Raw genomic sequence first — 18524 nt, 5'->3', positions numbered from 1 at the left:
AATTGTTAACACTTTAAATGTACCAAACCTTGATATAACGTGCAATCTTATGGACTTTATTTTGCATATTATTTAATTTTTCTTGTGAAGTTAATAAATTTGTTACTTTTTCAAATTCACGTAATCTATTACTGTTATTCAATTTGATTTTAGGATTGATACGTATGAGCGTAATAATAAACTCTCTTTCTTCAATCGGACTAACCTTTTCTACTAATTTACCTTTTGAGACAATTTCTAACATACTATTTCCTTCAATAGATTTCGTCATGTTAATTTGTTCGATTTCAAAAATATTATAAGTATTCTTAAAAAAACCTCTTCTAATCGTTAAAAAATGTTCTTTGATCGTGTATCTTTCAAACATAATATTTACAATAATAAGAAAAGCCAATATAAAGGTTATTATGATTAAGTATTTGTTGCTAATAAAAAGAGGTATTAAAGCTATTAAAAATAATATAATTGAAATAAAAATAGATGAAACACTTATCTTCTTCTTAAATACCATTTTTATCACACCTTTTTAAATCCTACTTATATTGTAAGTCTAAATGATATTTTTGTGAATTAAAAAACCAGAACCTAAATATTAGGTCCTGGTTAATATAGCTTATTTCAACTCATTTGGTCTTTTGAGTATTTCTGACCAAATGATACCATTAACAACTTGATTCTCATCAACGTTTATTGCTTCATCATTAAACTTATGTTTACTATTCAAATAGAGTTGTTTAACCATTGAACGTCTCGTTCTTTCTGAAAGCTGAGTATTATTTATAATTTGTTCCGCTTCAGCTTCGATTTGAGAAATGTTTTCTTTTTGCAACTCTGTTAAAGCATTCATCTCTTCATTACTAAATTCTAAAAGTTGTTTAATCGTTTCTTTTTGATTTTTAGGTCTGTTTTTACGAATTTGCTCTTTTTTCTCGTTAATAAAAGCATTTTCATGTTTAGGTGATGATTGACGAGTGTTATTCTCTTTAACAGTTTGGTTAATTACAGGCTTTTCAACGTCTATATTATTTTGTTTAAGATGTCTTGCAAGTTGATCAGCTAAATTCTTATAATGGCTAGACATACGGTCAGATGAACTCGTTTCAGCTTTTTGTTTATAAGATTCATATTTATTAACTAAATCTTTCAATTCTTGTTGTGCCTTATTCGTTTTTTCTGTAGCTTGTCTATTTACTGGATTTTGTCTTTGACTAGTTTGGGGTTGTTTATTATTTTTCTTTTTATTTTTAGAGTTACCTTCAATAATTCCACTAACCACACTAAAAATTACCCAAATAACAAAGATGATAATGCCTATTTCCATTTTAAATCACCTCTCTTATTGGTTCGGTGAATTAGAATCTTGTGGCTTTGTACTCTTGTTAATTGCTTCTCTCATGCCAGTATCAGCTTCTACATTTTTTAAATTGTAGTAATCTTTTACACCTAAATTACCAGATTTAAGTGCTTCTGCCATTGCAAGTGGTACTTCTGCTTCTGATTCAACAACTTTAGAACGCATTTCTTGTACTCTTGCTTTCATTTCTTGTTCAGTTGCTACAGCCATAGCACGACGTTCTTCAGCTTTAGCTTGTGCAATATTTTTATCTGCAAGTGCTTGTTCTGTTTGAAGATCTGCACCAATGTTTTTACCGATATCTACATCAGCTATATCAATTGATAAGATTTCAAATGCTGTACCAGAGTCTAATCCTTTACTCAATACAGTTTGAGAAATACTATCCGGATTTTCAAGTACTTTAGTATGATGTTTACTAGAACCGATTGTAGATACAATACCTTCACCAACACGAGCGATGATTGTATCTTCACCAGCACCACCAACTAAACGCGCAATGTTAGCTCTAACTGTAATTCTAGCTTTTGCTTTTACTTCGATACCATTCATTGCAACACCTGAAATAAATGGTGTTTCAATCACTTTAGGGTTAACTGACATTTGTACTGCTTCTAGTACGTCACGTCCAGCTAAATCAATAGCTGCCCCTCTTTCAAATTCTAAATTGATTTCTGCTCTTTGTGCAGCAATAATCGCATCTACTACTCTATCAACGTTACCTCCAGCTAAATAATGAGATTCTAATTGATTTGTAGTTAACGCTAAACCAGCTTTATGTGCTTTGATCAACGGATTGATAACACGTCTAGGTGATACACGTCTTAAACGCATACCGACTAATGTACCAATTCCTACTTTAACACCTGCTGCTATAGCTGAAATCCATAATCCTACTGGAACAAATGAGAATAAGATCATAAGTAGTACGATTAAAATGACAGCAATAATTATAAAGGCAACTAAACCTGATAACATATGCAACTCTCTCCTTAACTATATTATATTTCTCTTACAACGACTCTCGTACCTTCTACTTGTACGATCTTTACTTGTATATCCTTTTGAATAAAATTACCATCTGAAACAGCATCTATTCTTTCGTCATCCACAAGTATAATGCCAGAGGGTCTTAATGCAGTGTATGTTGTACATAGTTTGCCAATCAAATGACTTCTATCATCGTGTGATGTGTAGCCAGATTCTTTGTTCGTAGAATCTTTAAGAATAACTTTATCAAAGAATGGTATTTTTCGATTAAATCCTTTCACTAATATCACCCACTCTATCGTTGTTAGAATTAATGCTACCGCAATAATCATACCCATTGTTAATATGTTTTCACCAACTAATATAAAACTACCTATAATAGCGATAAATCCAAGGATACCTAATATTGCGCCTATAACAAATAATTCAATTATTACTAAAAGCGCACCTATTGCAAAAAGTAAAACAGAAATCAAACTAATTTCATCAATTATTACATAACCAATAAAGAAGATAAGCGTACAAATAAAACTTAAAATCCCTGCAAAGTTAATATGGTTTGAATATAATTGATAAAGAGCGCCTAGAAAAATAATACAAGTCAAAATTAATGTCACTAGCGGTGTCGTAATAAAATCGCCAATTGTTGAAAGACTTTGACTTGAAACAATACCTAAATTCAAATTATGTTGAATGAAAGCAATTATGTATTCATACCCTGTTGTCAATAATCTCACCCCTCTTTAATATTATACAATAAAACAGACACGAACTAAAACGTATACACATATTCTTCTATAAATATAAGCTTAAATTATTTTTATATATAAAAAAGAACACATAAACAAGTTGTTTATGTGTTCTTTTAACGTTTTAAACGTTAAATAACGTTCATTATAATTAATTAATATTCATTGAGGGAGTTCAATAAAAAATTAATTATTTAACTTTACGTTTACGAGCTGCTTCTGATTTCTTCTTACGCTTAACGCTTGGTTTTTCATAGAACTCACGTTTACGCACTTCTTGAATCGTACCGCTTTTTGAAACTGTACGTTTAAAGCGACGTAATGCATCTTCGATTGATTCGTTTTTACGAACTACTGTTTTAGACATCTGTATTTCCCTCCCTCCAAATATCAACAAAGCTTTATTTGTCATTTACATAGCATTTAAATAACTATGTACTATAACATTATAAAATAAGTCATTTTTTAAGTCAATAATCATTTCTTATGAATATTACTTTACAAGTAATCTTTCATCTTTATTCGTTGCATGATTGACTACTTTTACAAGTTTTCCTTTATTAATAGGATAACTTGGTGTTACTACTTTAACTTTCACTAATTCACCAATTAATGACTCGTCACCTTCAAATTCAATCTTCATGTAATTATCAGCATAGCCAACTAGTTTTCCATCAGAAGAACCTTCCTCTTCAGGAATAACTTCTAATACAGTTTGATCAAATTTAGACGCGTAATCTTTCGCTAATTGATCAGACAGTTCAATTAATCGATGTACACGATCATTTTTAACATCTTCATCAATTTGATCCGTCATTCTAGCTGCTGGTGTACCTGTTCTCATAGAATAAGGGAACACATGTAATTCTGAAAATTGGTGTTTCACAATAAAATCATATGTCTCTTGAAATTCTTCTTCAGTTTCACCAGGAAAACCAACAATAACATCACTTGTCACAGCTAGACCAGGTAACGCTTTATGAAGCTTTTGAAGCCTTTCAGAGAAATGTGCCATCGTATATTTTCTTCTCATGCGTTTTAACACAGTATCTGAACCTGATTGTAATGGAATGTGTAAATGTCTCACTACTTTTGTAGATTTATCAATGACATCAATTACTTCATCAGTAAGTTGACTCGCTTCGATTGAAGAAATTCTAATTCTTTCTAAGTTTTTAACTTGTTCTAAATCTCTAAGGAGTTGCGCTAAATTATAATCTTTTAAGTCTTCGCCATATCCACCTGTATGAATTCCAGTTAAAACAATTTCTTTATAACCTGAATTTACTAGTGTTGTTGCTTGACTGACCACTTGTTCAGGATCTCTTGATCTCATCAAGCCTCTAGCCCACGGAATGATACAGAATGTGCAAAAGTTATTACAGCCTTCTTGAATTTTTAATGATGCACGTGTTCTATCAGTAAAATATGGTACTTCTAATTCTTCATATTTTCTGTTTTTCATAATATTACCTACACCATTAATGGGTTGCCTACTCTGTTTATAATCTTCAATGTAAGAGATTAATTTATGTCTATCTTGAGTACCAACAACTATATCAACACCAGGAATCGCCATGATTTCTGCAGGTGATGTTTGAGCATAACAACCCGTTACACAAACGACTGCATCAGGATTTTGACGAATTGCTCGCCTAATAACTTGTCTACTTTTCTTATCGCCCGTATTTGTCACAGTACACGTGTTAATAATAAACACATCTGCATTTGTTTCAAATTCTACTCTTTCGTAATCATTTTCCTTAAATAATTGCCAAATTGCCTCAGTTTCATAATGGTTAACTTTACAACCTAAAGTATGAAATGCTACTGTAGCCAATTATAATCACCTCATTAATTCTAATTGATAACTTAAAGCAGCTAAAGCATACAGTGGAGCGGTTTCAGCTCTTAAAATTCTAGGACCTAAACTCACTTTTTCTGATCCTTTAAAAAGATTGACTTCACTTTCAGTTAAGCCACCTTCTGGTCCAAAGATGATTAAAATCTTTTGCCCATGTTTAAGATTAGAAACAACTTGATGTAATTTGCTCGTTTCCCCACGTTTAGCTTCTTCTTCATATGCTATTAATACATAATCATATTCATTCATATTATCATATATTGATTTAAAACTCGACTTATACTCAATGTCTGGAATTGTAAGTCTCATACTTTGTTCACTAGCTTCTTTTATAATTTTTTGCCATCTATCGATTTTCTTAGACTGTTTCTTTTCTTCCAACTTAACAATTGCTCTTTCAGATTGAACAGCAATAAAATGATGTGCGCCCATCTCAGTTCCTTTTTGAATCATCCATTCATATTTGTCACCTTTAATAAGACCACTCGCAATTGTTATCTCAACAGGAAGTTCTGTTTGTCTCGTTGTATCTTCAATCGTTTCTAATTCAATACTATCATCGTGAAAAGCAATTATTTTAGATATTAGAGACTTTTGGTCTTTAAACGTTAAAATAAGTTTTTGATCCACATTCATGCGCATCACATTTTTTATATGATGTATATCATCTGTATTATGTATAAAAAAACGCTGATTTAACTCAGCGTTTTCGAGTAAGAAATATCTTTGCATCATTTCTCCTACTTTCTAGCTCTTATTGAAACCCATCCATCTTCTCGTAATACTTTTTCGATAGTATAACCAGTTTCTTTTAGTTTTTCAATAATTTCATCGGATTTTTCTTCTATAATTCCAGAAGTAATAAAGTAGCCATTATCATTCAGTCTTGCATAACTATCTTCAATCATTAAATCGATTATATGCGCTAAAATATTAGCAATAATCACATCATATTGTTCAGTTTCTTCAGTTAATAAATTGCCAGTTTCAGCTAATATATCTTGCTCGCAATTATTTTTTTCGAAGTTTTCCTTAGCGACTTTAATAGCTAACTCGTCTAAATCAACAGCTTTAATTGATTGAACGCCAAGTAAATGACAACCAATACTTAAAATACCAGAGCCTGTACCAACATCAATGATTTTATGATTTGGCTTCACAACTTCTTCTATATGTTTTAAACACATGCTTGTAGTTGGATGATCACCAGTACCAAAAGCCATACCTGGATCAAGCTTTATGCATAAATCATCATCTTGGTTATCATATGTGTCTTCTTCCCAACTTGGTACGATTGCAAATCTTTCAGAAGCTTTAAATGGGTGAAAATAATTTTTCCATTCATTTTCCCAATCAGATTCTTTAATAATTGTTTTAGAGAAAGATAATATCTCAGAATTAATACCTTCAACATGAGCAATAGAATCTTTAATTTCTTGTTCTAAACTATCAGTAAAAACTAGTTCATTAAAGTAACACTTAACTCTTATATCATGTTCCGGATAATCTTTAGGATTTAATTCATAAATTTCACCGTATACGTCAATATGTCCTTTCTCTAATTCTGATGAATCTTCTATTACAACGCCGTTTGCGCCTAATTCATTTAGCAATGCAGTAACGACTGGTTCTGCTTCTTTATTTATCATGATAGAATACTCAATCCAATTCACAGGCTATTCTCCTTTAAAAAACTTTTTAGCTCTATCTTTTAAGCTAGATGGTTGTTCTGTTAATTTTTCTCCACCAATTTCAGCAAATTCACGTAGGAGCTCTTCTTGTCTCTCAGTCATTTTTTCAGGTGTTACGACTTTAACCGTTACAAAGTAGTCACCTTTACCATAACCGTGAACATTTTGTACACCTTTTTCTCTAAGTCTAAACTGTTTACCTGTTTGAGTACCAGCTGGCACAGAAAGTGATACATTACCAGTTAATGTAGGTACAGTTATTTCATCACCAAGCGCTGCTTGTGGAAATGATAGATTCAAGTCATAAAAGATGTCATCGCCTTCACGTCTGAAATTGCTATGAGGTTTAACTCTGAATACAACATATAAGTCACCAGCAGGTCCACCATTTATACCTGGTCCACCTTTTCCAGCTAGACGAATTTGTTGATCATTGTCTACACCTTCTGGAACTTTAACTGTGATTGTAACTTTTTTGTTTTGTGTACCTTTACCATGACAGTCTGAACATTTTTCTTCAAATACTTGTCCAGAACCTTCACATTCAGGACATACTTTTTGAGTTTGCATTCTACCAAGTATCGTATTTTGTTCAACCGTTACATGACCTTGTCCACTACAATACGTACATGTTTTTTTCTTAGTTCCTGGTTTAGCACCATTACCATGACATGTGTCACATTCAACATCTTTGCGTACTGTAATATCTTTTTCAGTACCAAATACAGCTTCTTCAAATGTTAATGTCATGCTATATTGCAAATCGTCACCTTGTCTAGGTGCATTTGGATCTCTTCTAGCACCACCGCCACCGAAGAATGACCCGAATATATCTTCAAATCCACCAAATCCAGAGAAATCTTGTCCTCCAAATCCTTGTGAACCTCCGGAACCTTGTTGTGGTCCATTATGTCCGAAACGGTCATATTGAGCACGTTTGTTTTCATCACTTAATACTTCATATGCTTCTGATAATTCTTTAAATTTAGCATCAGCACCTTCTTCCTGGTTAATATCAGGATGGTACTTTTTTGATAATTTTCTATAAGCTTTTTTTATTTCATCTTTAGAAGCATCTTTGGAAACACCAAGCACTTCATAATAGTCTCTTTTTGCCAATATAAACTCTCCTTTACACACTGATTTATAATACGGATATGAATTAAAAAAGTCAAAGCCAATCACATTGACTTTGACTTTTTAATGATCAGTATTATTTTTTATCGTCTTCGTTGACTTCTTTGTAGTCAGCATCAACTACGTCATCATCGTTTGAAGTAGATTGGCCATCAGCTGATTCAGCACCTTCTTGTGCTTGTGCAGCTTGTTCATACATTTTCACTGATAATTGTTGTACAATTTCTTGAAGTGCATCTTTTTTAGCTCTGATGTCTTCGATATCAGTGCCTTCTAATGCTGTTTTCAATTCTTCTTTAGCTTCTTCAGCTTTAGTTTTTTCGCTTTCATCAACATTTTCGCCAAGATCAGTTAAAGTTTTTTCAACAGTAAATACCATTTGGTCTGCTTCGTTTCTTACATCGATTTCTTCGCGACGTTTTTTGTCTTCTTCAGCGTTTTTCTCTGCGTCTTGAACCATACGATCGATTTCTTCATCAGATAATGATGAGCTTGATTCGATTGTGATTTTTTGTTCTTTGTTAGTACCTAAATCTTTAGCTGTTACATTTACAATACCGTTTTTATCGATATCAAATGAAACTTCAATTTGTGGTACGCCACGAGGTGCTGGTGGAATGTCCGTTAATTGGAATCTACCAAGCGTTTTGTTATCTGCTGCTAATTGACGTTCACCTTGTAACACGTGAATATCTACTGCTGGTTGGTTATCAGCTGCTGTAGAGAATACTTGTGATTTAGATGTTGGGATTGTAGTATTTCTTTCGATTAATACTGTAGATACGCCACCCATAGTTTCAATACCTAAAGATAATGGTGTAACGTCAAGTAATACTACGTCTTTAACGTCACCAGTGATAACGCCACCTTGGATCGCAGCACCCATTGCTACTACTTCATCAGGGTTAACACCTTTGTTAGGTTCTTTACCGATTTCTTTTTTGATAGCTTCTTGTACAGCTGGTATACGTGTTGAACCACCAACTAAAATTACTTCGTCAATCTCAGAGTTTGATAAACCAGCATCTTTCATAGCTTGTTTAGTAGGTCCCATAGTTCTTGCAACTAAATCACTTGTTAATGATTCGAATTTAGCTCTTGAAAGAGTAGTTTCTAAGTGTAATGGTCCATTAGCGCCACCTGAAATGAATGGTAATGAAATTTGTGTAGATGATACACCTGATAAGTCTTTTTTAGCTTTTTCAGCTGCGTCTTTTAGACGTTGTACCGCCATTTTATCTTGTGTTAAGTCAATTCCATTTTCTTTTTTGAATTCTTCAGCTAAATATTTAATGATAACGTCGTCGAAATCGTCACCACCAAGTTTATTGTCACCCGCAGTTGCTAATACTTCAAATACACCGTCACCTAATTCAAGGATAGATACGTCGAAAGTACCGCCACCAAGGTCGAATACTAATACTTTTTGGTCTGTTTCAGTTTTATCTAAACCATATGCTAATGCAGCTGCAGTAGGTTCGTTAATAATACGTTCTACTTCTAAACCAGCAATTCTACCAGCATCTTTAGTTGCTTGACGTTCTGAGTCATTGAAATACGCAGGAACTGTAATAACTGCTTTAGAAACACTTTCACCTAAATAACTTTCTGCAGTTGATTTTAAGTTTTGTAAAATCATTGCTGAAATTTCTTGTGGTGTATATTCTTTATCTTCAACTTTTTCTTTATAATCAGTACCCATATGACGTTTAACTGATTGAATAGTATTAGGGTTAGTTACTGCTTGACGTTTAGCAACTTCACCAACTTGTGTTTCACCATCTTTAAATGCTACTACTGATGGTGTAGTTCTGTTACCTTCAGGATTTTGGATTACTTTAGGCTCTCCACCTTCTAAAACTGATACTACTGAATTTGTTGTACCTAAGTCTATACCTATTACTTTACTCATAAGAATGATTCCTCCATTTTATAGTTATGTTTTAAACTAAATTGATTATTCGTTTACTTTAACCATTGCCGGTCTTAAAACGCGATCTTTTAATTTATATCCTCTTTGTAGTTCTTCAGTCACTACACCTGACTCGAAATCAGGATTACTATCTTGCATTACTGCTTGATGTACATTAGGATCGAATTCTTGATTATATGATTCGATTTCTTCTAAACCATTATCTTTCAATGATCTTAATAAATCGTTATAAACCATATTGACACCTTTTTTAAATGTTAAGAAGTCTTCAGATTCACCTTCTTGTTGTAATGCGCGATCCATATTATCTAAAGCTGGTAATACATCAGTAAGCACTCTTTGTGCTTGATAATCTTTCATAATACTAGATTCTTGTTTCATTCTACGTTTATAATTTTCAAATTCAGCATATAAACGTAAATATTTTTCTTCTTCAATGTTAACTTTTTGTTTGAGTTCTTCGAGTTCAGCTTCCGGAATTTCGACTAACTTTTCTTCCTCAACCTCTTCAACATTTTCTGTGTTATCTACCGATTCCGTTTCATTTGTTTCTACATCTTCAGTAGCGACAGATTGAGCTTGATCATTTGTTTCGTCGAATTGTTCATTTTGCTTTTCTTCCGTCATTTCATGCCCTCCATTTTCTTTCCTTATTTAAAAATGATTCAACAATTGAATCACTTTGTTATAATGCATAGCAGTTGGACCGATAACAGCTAAATGACCGCTTATATCTCCAGAAATCTCATAATTCGTACTTACAATAGAAATCCCGTGTAAGTCTTTATTGATTTCCTGTCCAATTTTAACGCTTATTGAATCACTAGACGTTTCATTTAAAAATTGAGCGATGCGTTCTGATTCAAGATACTTTAATATCGATTGAATCATCGTTACATTTGTAACATCCAAAGCATCAATCAAATGCATCTTTCCACCTAGAAAGATTTCTTCACTTTGATCATTAATTTGTGTTAATAAAGCATGTTTAAACTTTTTAATAAAGTCATGATCTATGAATGACACCGTTAATGATTCTAACGTTTTTATCATTGTAGATAAAGTGTTTTGCTTAAAATGTTGATTTAAATAGTTCATTAATTTCTCTATTTGTTCTTGTTGTAATGATTCTAATACTTGAACGTGAACTTTTTCAACATATCCATCTGTAAATACAATGACACTCATTAAATGAGTAGGGTTGACTCTAACAAAATGAATTTCAAAAATATATCTTGAAAATTTATTTGGTCCAAGAACCACAGTTGTATAATGAGAACGATTTGATATCTCTAAAGCTAGCCATTTAAGCATTGCATTGACATCATATTGATTTTCATCATGAAATTGATCAAACCAATTCACACTTTTATTGCTTAGAGATTTAGACTTTAATAATTGATTTACATAATGTCTAATGCCTCTTTCGGAAGGTATACGCCCTGATGACGTATGTGTCTTCTCAAGAAGTTGCAAATCTTCAAGTTGTTTCATTTCATTTCTAACTGTAGCCGGACTTATAGGCAATTGATGCCTTTCGATAATCGACTTAGAACCAATTGGCTGTCCTAACTCAACATAATCCTCAACAATCACATTTAATATTTGTAATTGCCTCTCAGTAATCATGTCATCACCTCGATTAGCACTCTATGTTCCCAAGTGCTAATTATAATTTATCAAAATGGTCAAAGAAAGTCAACGTTAAAGCATTCAATTTTTAAATCTTTTTTTAATTATGAATCAGCTTAATAAAAATCTTTCAAACACTTCATTCCCAATGATTTGACCTCGGTTACTTAAACGTAAAAAGTCATTCTCATCTATTAATAATGCTTGTGAAGTTAGTTCTTTAACATGCTCGCCGAACACATCTTCAATTGTTCTATTGAACTTGTTTTCAAATTTAGTCTTCGATACACCTTTAGACATTCTGAGCCCAAGAAACATTTCTTCTTCCATCTGCTCTTTAATAGAAACTTCGCTACTTTGCAATTTAGGCAATTCATTGTTTTGAATCTTCTTAATGTATTGATTCACCGGGTTTATATTGCCGTAACGGATACCATTTATATAGCCATGTGCACCTGCGCCGAAACCATAATATTCTTCATTCTTCCAATAAACCATATTATGAAGAGATTCATGTCCTTCTTTAGCGAAGTTAGATATTTCATATTGATTTAAATGAGAAGCTTTTAACGTTTCTTTAAGGTGTTGGTACATTTCTTCTCCTAAATCTTCGTTTGGTAGCTTTAATCTACCTTTTCTATATAAGTTATAAAATTGTGTTTTTGGTTCAAGTATTAATGCGTAACTCGAAATGTGATCAACATCTAAAGCTAAAGCTTTATTCAACGAGTCATCAAATTGCTTTAATGTTTGGCCAGGTAAATGAAACATTAAATCTAAACTAACTGACTCAATTTGATGTTTTCTAGATAAATTGACCGCTTTTTCAATATCTTCACTATGATGCGTTCTGCCCAATACTTTTAGTAATTCATTATCAAACGTTTGGACACCTAACGATAATCTGTTTACGCCATATTGTTTTAATAATTTTATTTTAGCTTCAGTTAGTTCATCAGGGTTAGCTTCAAAAGTATATTCTTTCGTTATAACAAACAAATCGTTGATTGCTCGAAGTAATTTTTCCAATTGCTCTTCTGATAATGCTGTTGGTGTACCACCACCTACAAACATTGTCTCAACTACTTTATCTTCCCTCGTTGACATCTCTTTAATCAAACAATCCAAATATTCATCCACGGGTTGATTGGCTATATAAAACTTATTAAAATCACAATAAGTACAAATCCTCACACAGAAAGGTATATGAATATATACACTTTTAGCCATTTAAATTCTCCTTTAAAAATAGAAACAGCTACATATTATGCAGCTGCTTCAAAATTAGTCTTCATCCATTTTAAGTACTGCTAAGAATGCATCTTGAGGTATTTCAACATTACCTACTGATTTCATTTTAGCTTTACCTGCTTTTTGTTTTTCAAGCAATTTACGTTTACGGCTAATATCTCCACCGTAACATTTTGCTAATACATTTTTACCCATAGATTTAATATTTGTACGTGCTACTATTTTATTACCAATTGCTGCTTGAACCGGCACTTCAAATTGTTGTCTTGGGATTAATGTTTTTAATTTATCTACTATTGCTTTACCGCGATCATATGCAAAATCTTTATGAACGATAAAACTTAATGCATCTACTTTTTCATTATTTAACAAGATATCCATCTTAACTAATGTACTTTCTTGATATCCAATCAATTCGTAATCAAATGAAGCATAACCTTTCGTATTAGACTTCAACTGATCGAAGAAATCAAAAACAACTTCAGATAACGGAATTTCATAAATAATATTAACTCGAATATCATCTAAATAGTCCATTGTTTTAAAGTTACCACGTTTTTTCTGACATAATTCCATAACAGCACCAACATAGTCATTAGGAACCATCATTGTCGCTTTAACGAATGGCTCATAAATTCTATTGATTGTTTGAGGATCTGGAAATTGTGATGGATTATCAATTTGAAGCTTTTCTCCATCTGTTAATTCACATTCGTATACAACTGAAGGTGCAGTCGCAATTAACTCAATATTGAATTCTCTTTCTATTCTCTCTTGAATAATTTCCATGTGTAATAAGCCTAAAAATCCTGTTCTAAAACCGAAACCTAAAGCTTGAGATGTCTCAGCTTCAAATTCAAGTGAAGCATCATTTAGTTGTAATCTTTCTAAAGCTTCTCTCAAATCATTATATTTACTATTATCAATAGGATATAAACCACAGAACACCATTGGATTCATCTTCTTATACCCTTGTAATGGTTTCTCAGCAGGTCTGTTAGCTAGCGTTATCGTGTCACCGACATTTGAATCTCCAACATTTTTGATAGCTGCTACAATATAGCCTACATCACCAACAGATAAAGTTTTGACTGGCAGTTGTTTAGGTGTGTTAATACCTACCTCTGTAACTTCAAAAGTTTTACCAGTAGACATCATTTGAATTTTATCTCCTGCTTTAACAGTTCCTTCAACAACTCTTATTGATGAGATGACACCTCTATATGCATCAAATGAAGAATCGAATATAAGTGCTTGTAAAGGATTTTCAGGGTCACCTTCAGGCGGTGGAACCATTTCTACTATTTTTTCTAAAATATCTTCAATTCCAATATTCGCCTTAGCACTAGCAAGAACTGCATCACTCGTGTCTAAACCGATAACATCTTCAATTTCTTGTTTAACACGTTCAGGCTCAGCTGCAGGTAAATCAATTTTATTAATAACTGGAATTAATTCCAAATCATTATCTAGCGCTAAATAAACATTAGCTAAAGTTTGAGCTTCTATACCTTGAGCGGCATCGACAACTAATATAGCACCTTCACATGCTGCCAAAGATCGTGAAACTTCATATGTAAAGTCGACGTGTCCAGGTGTATCAATAAGATGTAGAATATAAGTTTCCCCATCTTTTGCTGTATAGTTTAAACAAACGGCATTAAGTTTAATCGTAATGCCTCTTTCTCTTTCAAGATCCATAGAGTCTAACAACTGTGCCTTCATGTCTCTTGTCTCTACACTTTTAGTGTTTTCCAATATTCTATCAGCTAACGTTGATTTTCCATGATCAATGTGAGCAATGATTGAAAAGTTTCTAATTTTATTTTGGCGCTCTAGGCGTTTAGTTCTGTCCATTTGAACTCCAACTTTCTCGTTAATTTTACATCTTCTAAATGTAAGTCGCATCTTTGATATGATACCGTCTTTACGAAATAAATGCAAACGTATTATCAAACTGTCAATAAAGTGTTATGCTATATAAGGAATGTGCAAATAATGATTGCACTTATGCCCTACATTTGATAAAATATTTTTTGTTGCAATCAAAAAATCTTTGATCACGGACAACATATTTAGGAGGTGACTCTCATGCCAAACATTAAATCTGCAATTAAACGTGTTTCTGTTACTGAAAAGAAAGACGCTGCAAATATTTCACAAAAAAATGATATGCGTTCTGCTGTTAAAGCTGCAAGAACTGCTATCGAAAACAATGCTGATAACAAAGGTGAATTAGTTTCATTAGCTATTAAAAAAGTTGATAAAGCTTCTAAAAACAATCTAATTCATTCAAATAAAGCTGATAGAATTAAATCAAGCTTAATGTCAAAAGCTAACTAATTAATAAAGCTACAGATTTTTCTGTAGCTTTTTTATTTTTAAATTTTTAGAATGAATAGTTCTAATATAAGCACTTTATCCATATATGATGATTTTAAATCAAAATCTGTCTCTGCACATATATCGATTGTTGCAAGCAATCTTTCTAAAGATAATTTCCTAACGATTCTAAGTGCAAGTTTAACCCTATACGGATGAACACCTATCGTTTTAGCTATTTGTTGTTCACTATAATGCTTGTTCGCTAATATTTTACATTGATAATATAGTCGATAGTTACTCGTTATCAATGCTAATAGTTTAATAGGCTCCTCTTTCATATTGATTAAATCTTTCAACAAATTGATAGATTTCTCTTTTTGACCCTTTTGAATATATTCTGTAAGTAAAAATACATTCTGTTCTAGTGAACGACTTACAATATCTTTCACATCTTGTTTGTTTATAACAGCTTCATCACCAATAAATAAAACTAATTTATCTAGTTCAGCTTTTATAATATTGAACTGAATGCCTGTAAGTTCTATAAATTCTACTAAAGCATCTTCTTTAATATCCTTATACTGCTCATTTAAATATGATTTAATCCACTGTTTAATTTCTTGCTCTGTCATCTGGTCAATTTTATTTAATCTCGCATTTTTCTTAACAGTTTTGACTAACTTTTTCCGTTCATCTAGCTTTTCATTGAATACATCAAAGACTACTAATGTTTCACCATCGTATTGTTCTAAAAAACCCATTAATTGATCAATATTTTGATTAATATTATTAGTTACTTTTTCTCCTGTAAATAAGTATGCATTCTTAATATGTACTACTTTTTTGTCTGAGAGGAATGGTAAAGTTAAAGCTTCTTCAATTGCGCTCGAAATGGATGCTTCATATAAATCATATTTAACATAGTTGAACTCGTCGCGTTCCCCGTTTAAATATTCATTAATGATTTCGTCTGATTTTTTCTCTATTAGTGCATTTACTGCACCATAATTCAACACAATATTATCTTCCAAAATAAGTCTCCCTCTCTTATAAAGTTCTAATTAAGTATAGCATTTTTAAGTTTATTATCATATAATGAATGTAAGTATAGGAGGGAGTCATATGAACAGATTTGAAGGTGAAAATACTCAAGGGCGTAACAATGATGTTAAAGACTCTGGATTTGGATTTATAATTGGTTTCGCTTTCTTAGCAGTAATATATATTATTGCTCAAGTATTTAGCTTACTTCCAAATTAAGATATAAATGACAAATCTATTTATATAAAGCTTACAAAAATCTAATGATTTTTGTAAGCTTTTTTATTATATTCTGATAATCCGCTAGTTATATTCATATCCTCTTTATCAATTGTAACTTTGATCACACCATAGTCTTGAGTATTAAAAACTTTACATTGATTATTCTCGAGCTTTTGAACAATTTTAGGATGCGGTAATTTATATCGATTATGACGCCCAGAACTGATTACACATAATTTAGGCTTCACTTTATATATAAAGTTATAACTAGTACTTGTTAAACTACCATGATGACCTACTTTCAACAAATCGTAGTTCGATGTTAAATCATTTAAAATATGGTTTTCAATTCTTTCAGTTGCATCTCCTGCAGTTAATATCTTTTTATTATATGCTCTAATCTCCGTAACAATCGATGTATCATTTTTATCTGCATGATTTTCACTATCTTGATTATATAACTGATATACAGTTGCTCCAATTTTGAATTTTTTAATATGTGTACTATCAATAATATGTGTATTTGAATGAGCAACTTCATTTAATATTAATTTTAGTGCATGACTATCCCACGTCTTCTTATTAATAATCAAATTTTTAATCTTCACTTTTTTACTTAAATTCACCAATTCACCCATATGGTCAGCGTGAGGATGTGAAATGATTAAATAGTCAATTTGATTATATCCTTTCTCATATAAATCTGGCACTAGAACTGAGTCAGTATAATTGAGTTCTTTATTTCTAATTCGCCATTTTTCTTTATGGTGCTGATCTTTTCCACCTGTATCGATCATAACTACACTATTTACATCTTGGTGGTAAGCAATCATAGCATCCCCTTGTCCGATGTCTAAAAACTCCAAAATAAGGGCATCATGGTTATGCTTAATTGATAACATGAGCATTAATATAGAAAATAAAGTAATGGCTTTTATATATTGTAGCTTCAAAATTGATACTACGATAACGATAATAGCCACTAGAATTAAAAAGTAAAAAATTGCATGTAAATTCGATATTACTAAATCATGAATAGGTATTTTGTTCAATGCTTCAATTAATTCAAGTGTTTTACCGAATACAAATTCGATAATATGACTTAACAACATAGGGACTTTGCCTAAAATAATAAATAGCATTAAAAATAACATGACTAACGGAAATATGATTAATTCAAAAAGTGGAATAAAAATGAAATTGCTTATAAATCCAAGCCATTGAAAAGTATTGAAGTGAAAAATCAAAATAATAAAAGAGGATAATTGTGAAATCATATTAATCGTAAAAGTTTTACGAGTCATACTAAATGTTTTGATGAGTGGAATACTTAAAATAATAAAAGAGGAAATAATGTAAGATAATTGGAAGCCTATGTCAAAAATAACATAAGGATTGAAAAGTACAAATAATATAAATGTTATTGAGAGGATTTGCAGTGAATCAATATTCACAACTCTTTTAATGACCATATATACCATTACGACTCCAACAGCCCTTAACACACTCGGGCTTAATCCTGTCAAAATAGCATATAACGGTAATAATATAAAAATAATTAACTCAGAATGATGATATTTCACATTCATCCTCAATAGTAATCGAAACAAGAATACGTTAACCAATGCTACATGAGAACCGCTCACTGCATATAAATGATAAATTCCTAGCTTCTTTAATTGTTCTATGCGTTCAGGTGATAAATAACGCGTTTCACCTAAAGTTAATGCAATGATATCGTCAATGTTCTTTACGTCTAATGTCTTTAACTTTTGTATTAAAACCTCTCTGTATAATTGAGCCTCTTCAATTATGTTTAGAGATCTTTTTTTACAACTCTCAATAGAGAATGCTTTCACTTTCAATACGCCAGCTATTTCATGTTGTATTAAATACTCATTATAGTTAAATTTCAAATCATTCGTATTAGGTAAAATGTCCGTTCTATTATATGTAATTCTACAATTCTTCATGAATGGCATCGCTTTTAATAATGTCATTTTTTCTTGCTCATTTTTTAAAGTGTAAAACACTTTATAAGTTAGACCGTTAATCTCACCATTAGCTTGAAAAAGATCACCATCAATAAGCACTTTATCACCAAATTGTATTGTATGAGTATAAACTTTGTTCTCTTTAGATAGATTGAATGATTCCATATCATGCAATGACATTTTAGGATAAATTAAATAACCTATGACGATAAATAATAAACTCATCATCATTATTTTATATGATTGAAATTTAATCATACAACTCAAAAAAATGATCATGAGCATTAATATCCCTACATAAGCGCTCAAATGCAAAATGTAGCCACTTAATAAATGCAGTG

General features: G+C 31.7%; 18 protein-coding genes. 2 read left to right on the top strand and 16 right to left on the bottom strand.

Features of this window, described 5'->3' with window-relative positions; genetic code table 11:
• Nucleotides 1-13: 13 nt before the first annotated feature.
• The 14 genes from PYW35_RS06025 to lepA form a co-directional block, all read right to left on the bottom strand.
• The gene (locus PYW35_RS06025) at nucleotides 14-511 is read right to left on the bottom strand and encodes a PH domain-containing protein (RefSeq protein WP_016910866.1); all 498 of its coding nucleotides are present in this window, start codon (nucleotides 509-511) and stop codon (nucleotides 14-16) included.
• Between the two features lie 102 nt (nucleotides 512-613).
• Entirely contained in the window at nucleotides 614-1321 is a 708-nt protein-coding gene (locus PYW35_RS06020) for a hypothetical protein (protein ID WP_103323511.1), read from the bottom strand.
• Between the two features lie 15 nt (nucleotides 1322-1336).
• The gene (floA, locus tag PYW35_RS06015) at nucleotides 1337-2332 is read right to left on the bottom strand and encodes a flotillin-like protein FloA (protein ID WP_016910864.1); all 996 of its coding nucleotides are present in this window, start codon (nucleotides 2330-2332) and stop codon (nucleotides 1337-1339) included.
• 23 nt (nucleotides 2333-2355) lie between these two features.
• Nucleotides 2356-3072, bottom strand: coding sequence for an NfeD family protein (locus tag PYW35_RS06010; RefSeq protein ID WP_016910863.1), 717 nt, complete (start codon nucleotides 3070-3072; stop codon nucleotides 2356-2358).
• A 211-nt stretch (nucleotides 3073-3283) separates the two neighbouring features.
• Nucleotides 3284-3460 (bottom strand): 30S ribosomal protein S21, encoded by a 177-nt coding sequence (gene rpsU, locus PYW35_RS06005; RefSeq protein ID WP_016910862.1) that lies wholly within the window; start codon nucleotides 3458-3460, stop codon nucleotides 3284-3286.
• A 126-nt stretch (nucleotides 3461-3586) separates the two neighbouring features.
• Complete coding sequence (gene mtaB / locus PYW35_RS06000; protein ID WP_103323245.1) at nucleotides 3587-4933, bottom strand: tRNA (N(6)-L-threonylcarbamoyladenosine(37)-C(2))-methylthiotransferase MtaB; 1347 nt, start codon at nucleotides 4931-4933, stop codon at nucleotides 3587-3589.
• Between the two features lie 6 nt (nucleotides 4934-4939).
• The gene (locus PYW35_RS05995) at nucleotides 4940-5689 is read right to left on the bottom strand and encodes a 16S rRNA (uracil(1498)-N(3))-methyltransferase (RefSeq protein WP_016910860.1); all 750 of its coding nucleotides are present in this window, start codon (nucleotides 5687-5689) and stop codon (nucleotides 4940-4942) included.
• 8 nt (nucleotides 5690-5697) lie between these two features.
• On the bottom strand, nucleotides 5698-6630 hold the full coding sequence (gene prmA / locus PYW35_RS05990) for a 50S ribosomal protein L11 methyltransferase (RefSeq protein ID WP_103323244.1): 933 nt from the start codon (nucleotides 6628-6630) through the stop codon (nucleotides 5698-5700).
• A 3-nt stretch (nucleotides 6631-6633) separates the two neighbouring features.
• Nucleotides 6634-7767 carry a molecular chaperone DnaJ gene (dnaJ, locus tag PYW35_RS05985; RefSeq protein WP_016910858.1) on the bottom strand — a complete coding sequence of 378 codons (1134 nt, stop codon included), beginning with the start codon at nucleotides 7765-7767 and terminating at the stop codon, nucleotides 6634-6636.
• 94 nt (nucleotides 7768-7861) lie between these two features.
• Nucleotides 7862-9697: a molecular chaperone DnaK gene (dnaK, locus tag PYW35_RS05980; RefSeq protein ID WP_016910857.1), complete on the bottom strand. Its 1836-nt coding sequence runs from the start codon at nucleotides 9695-9697 to the stop codon at nucleotides 7862-7864.
• Between the two features lie 45 nt (nucleotides 9698-9742).
• Nucleotides 9743-10345 carry a nucleotide exchange factor GrpE gene (grpE, locus tag PYW35_RS05975; RefSeq protein ID WP_016910856.1) on the bottom strand — a complete coding sequence of 201 codons (603 nt, stop codon included), beginning with the start codon at nucleotides 10343-10345 and terminating at the stop codon, nucleotides 9743-9745.
• A 27-nt stretch (nucleotides 10346-10372) separates the two neighbouring features.
• The gene (hrcA, locus tag PYW35_RS05970; RefSeq protein ID WP_016910855.1) at nucleotides 10373-11347 is read right to left on the bottom strand and encodes a heat-inducible transcriptional repressor HrcA; all 975 of its coding nucleotides are present in this window, start codon (nucleotides 11345-11347) and stop codon (nucleotides 10373-10375) included.
• Between the two features lie 114 nt (nucleotides 11348-11461).
• Nucleotides 11462-12580, bottom strand: coding sequence for a radical SAM family heme chaperone HemW (gene hemW, locus PYW35_RS05965; RefSeq protein WP_016910854.1), 1119 nt, complete (start codon nucleotides 12578-12580; stop codon nucleotides 11462-11464).
• Between the two features lie 54 nt (nucleotides 12581-12634).
• A complete protein-coding gene (gene lepA / locus PYW35_RS05960) occupies nucleotides 12635-14458 on the bottom strand; it encodes a translation elongation factor 4 (RefSeq protein WP_016910853.1) in 1824 nt (607 codons plus the stop codon).
• Between the two features lie 234 nt (nucleotides 14459-14692).
• Between lepA and rpsT the strand changes: the two genes are divergently transcribed.
• Entirely contained in the window at nucleotides 14693-14944 is a 252-nt protein-coding gene (rpsT, locus tag PYW35_RS05955) for a 30S ribosomal protein S20 (protein ID WP_016910852.1), read from the top strand.
• Nucleotides 14945-14982: 38 nt separating this feature from the next.
• On the opposite strand, the gene holA is transcribed toward rpsT, so the two are convergent.
• Nucleotides 14983-15957, bottom strand: a complete 975-nt coding sequence (gene holA, locus PYW35_RS05950; RefSeq protein ID WP_204107809.1) for a DNA polymerase III subunit delta — start codon at nucleotides 15955-15957, stop codon at nucleotides 14983-14985.
• A gap of 91 nt (nucleotides 15958-16048) precedes the next feature.
• On the opposite strand from holA, the gene PYW35_RS05945 reads away from it, so the two are divergent.
• Nucleotides 16049-16186, top strand: a complete 138-nt coding sequence (locus PYW35_RS05945) for a YqzM family protein (RefSeq protein ID WP_016910850.1) — start codon at nucleotides 16049-16051, stop codon at nucleotides 16184-16186.
• Nucleotides 16187-16227: 41 nt separating this feature from the next.
• Here PYW35_RS05945 and PYW35_RS05940 read toward each other — a convergent pair whose 3' ends face one another.
• Nucleotides 16228-18468 carry a DNA internalization-related competence protein ComEC/Rec2 gene (locus PYW35_RS05940; protein ID WP_240594860.1) on the bottom strand — a complete coding sequence of 747 codons (2241 nt, stop codon included), beginning with the start codon at nucleotides 18466-18468 and terminating at the stop codon, nucleotides 16228-16230.
• Between the last annotated feature and the right edge of the window lie 56 nt (nucleotides 18469-18524).

Origin of the sequence: Mammaliicoccus vitulinus, assembly GCF_029024305.1 — a bacterium.
In the GTDB taxonomy this organism is placed as follows: domain Bacteria; phylum Bacillota; class Bacilli; order Staphylococcales; family Staphylococcaceae; genus Mammaliicoccus; species Mammaliicoccus vitulinus.
The sequence above is the reverse complement of the archived record's forward strand: the minus strand, read 5'-3'. Positions and strand labels throughout refer to the sequence as shown.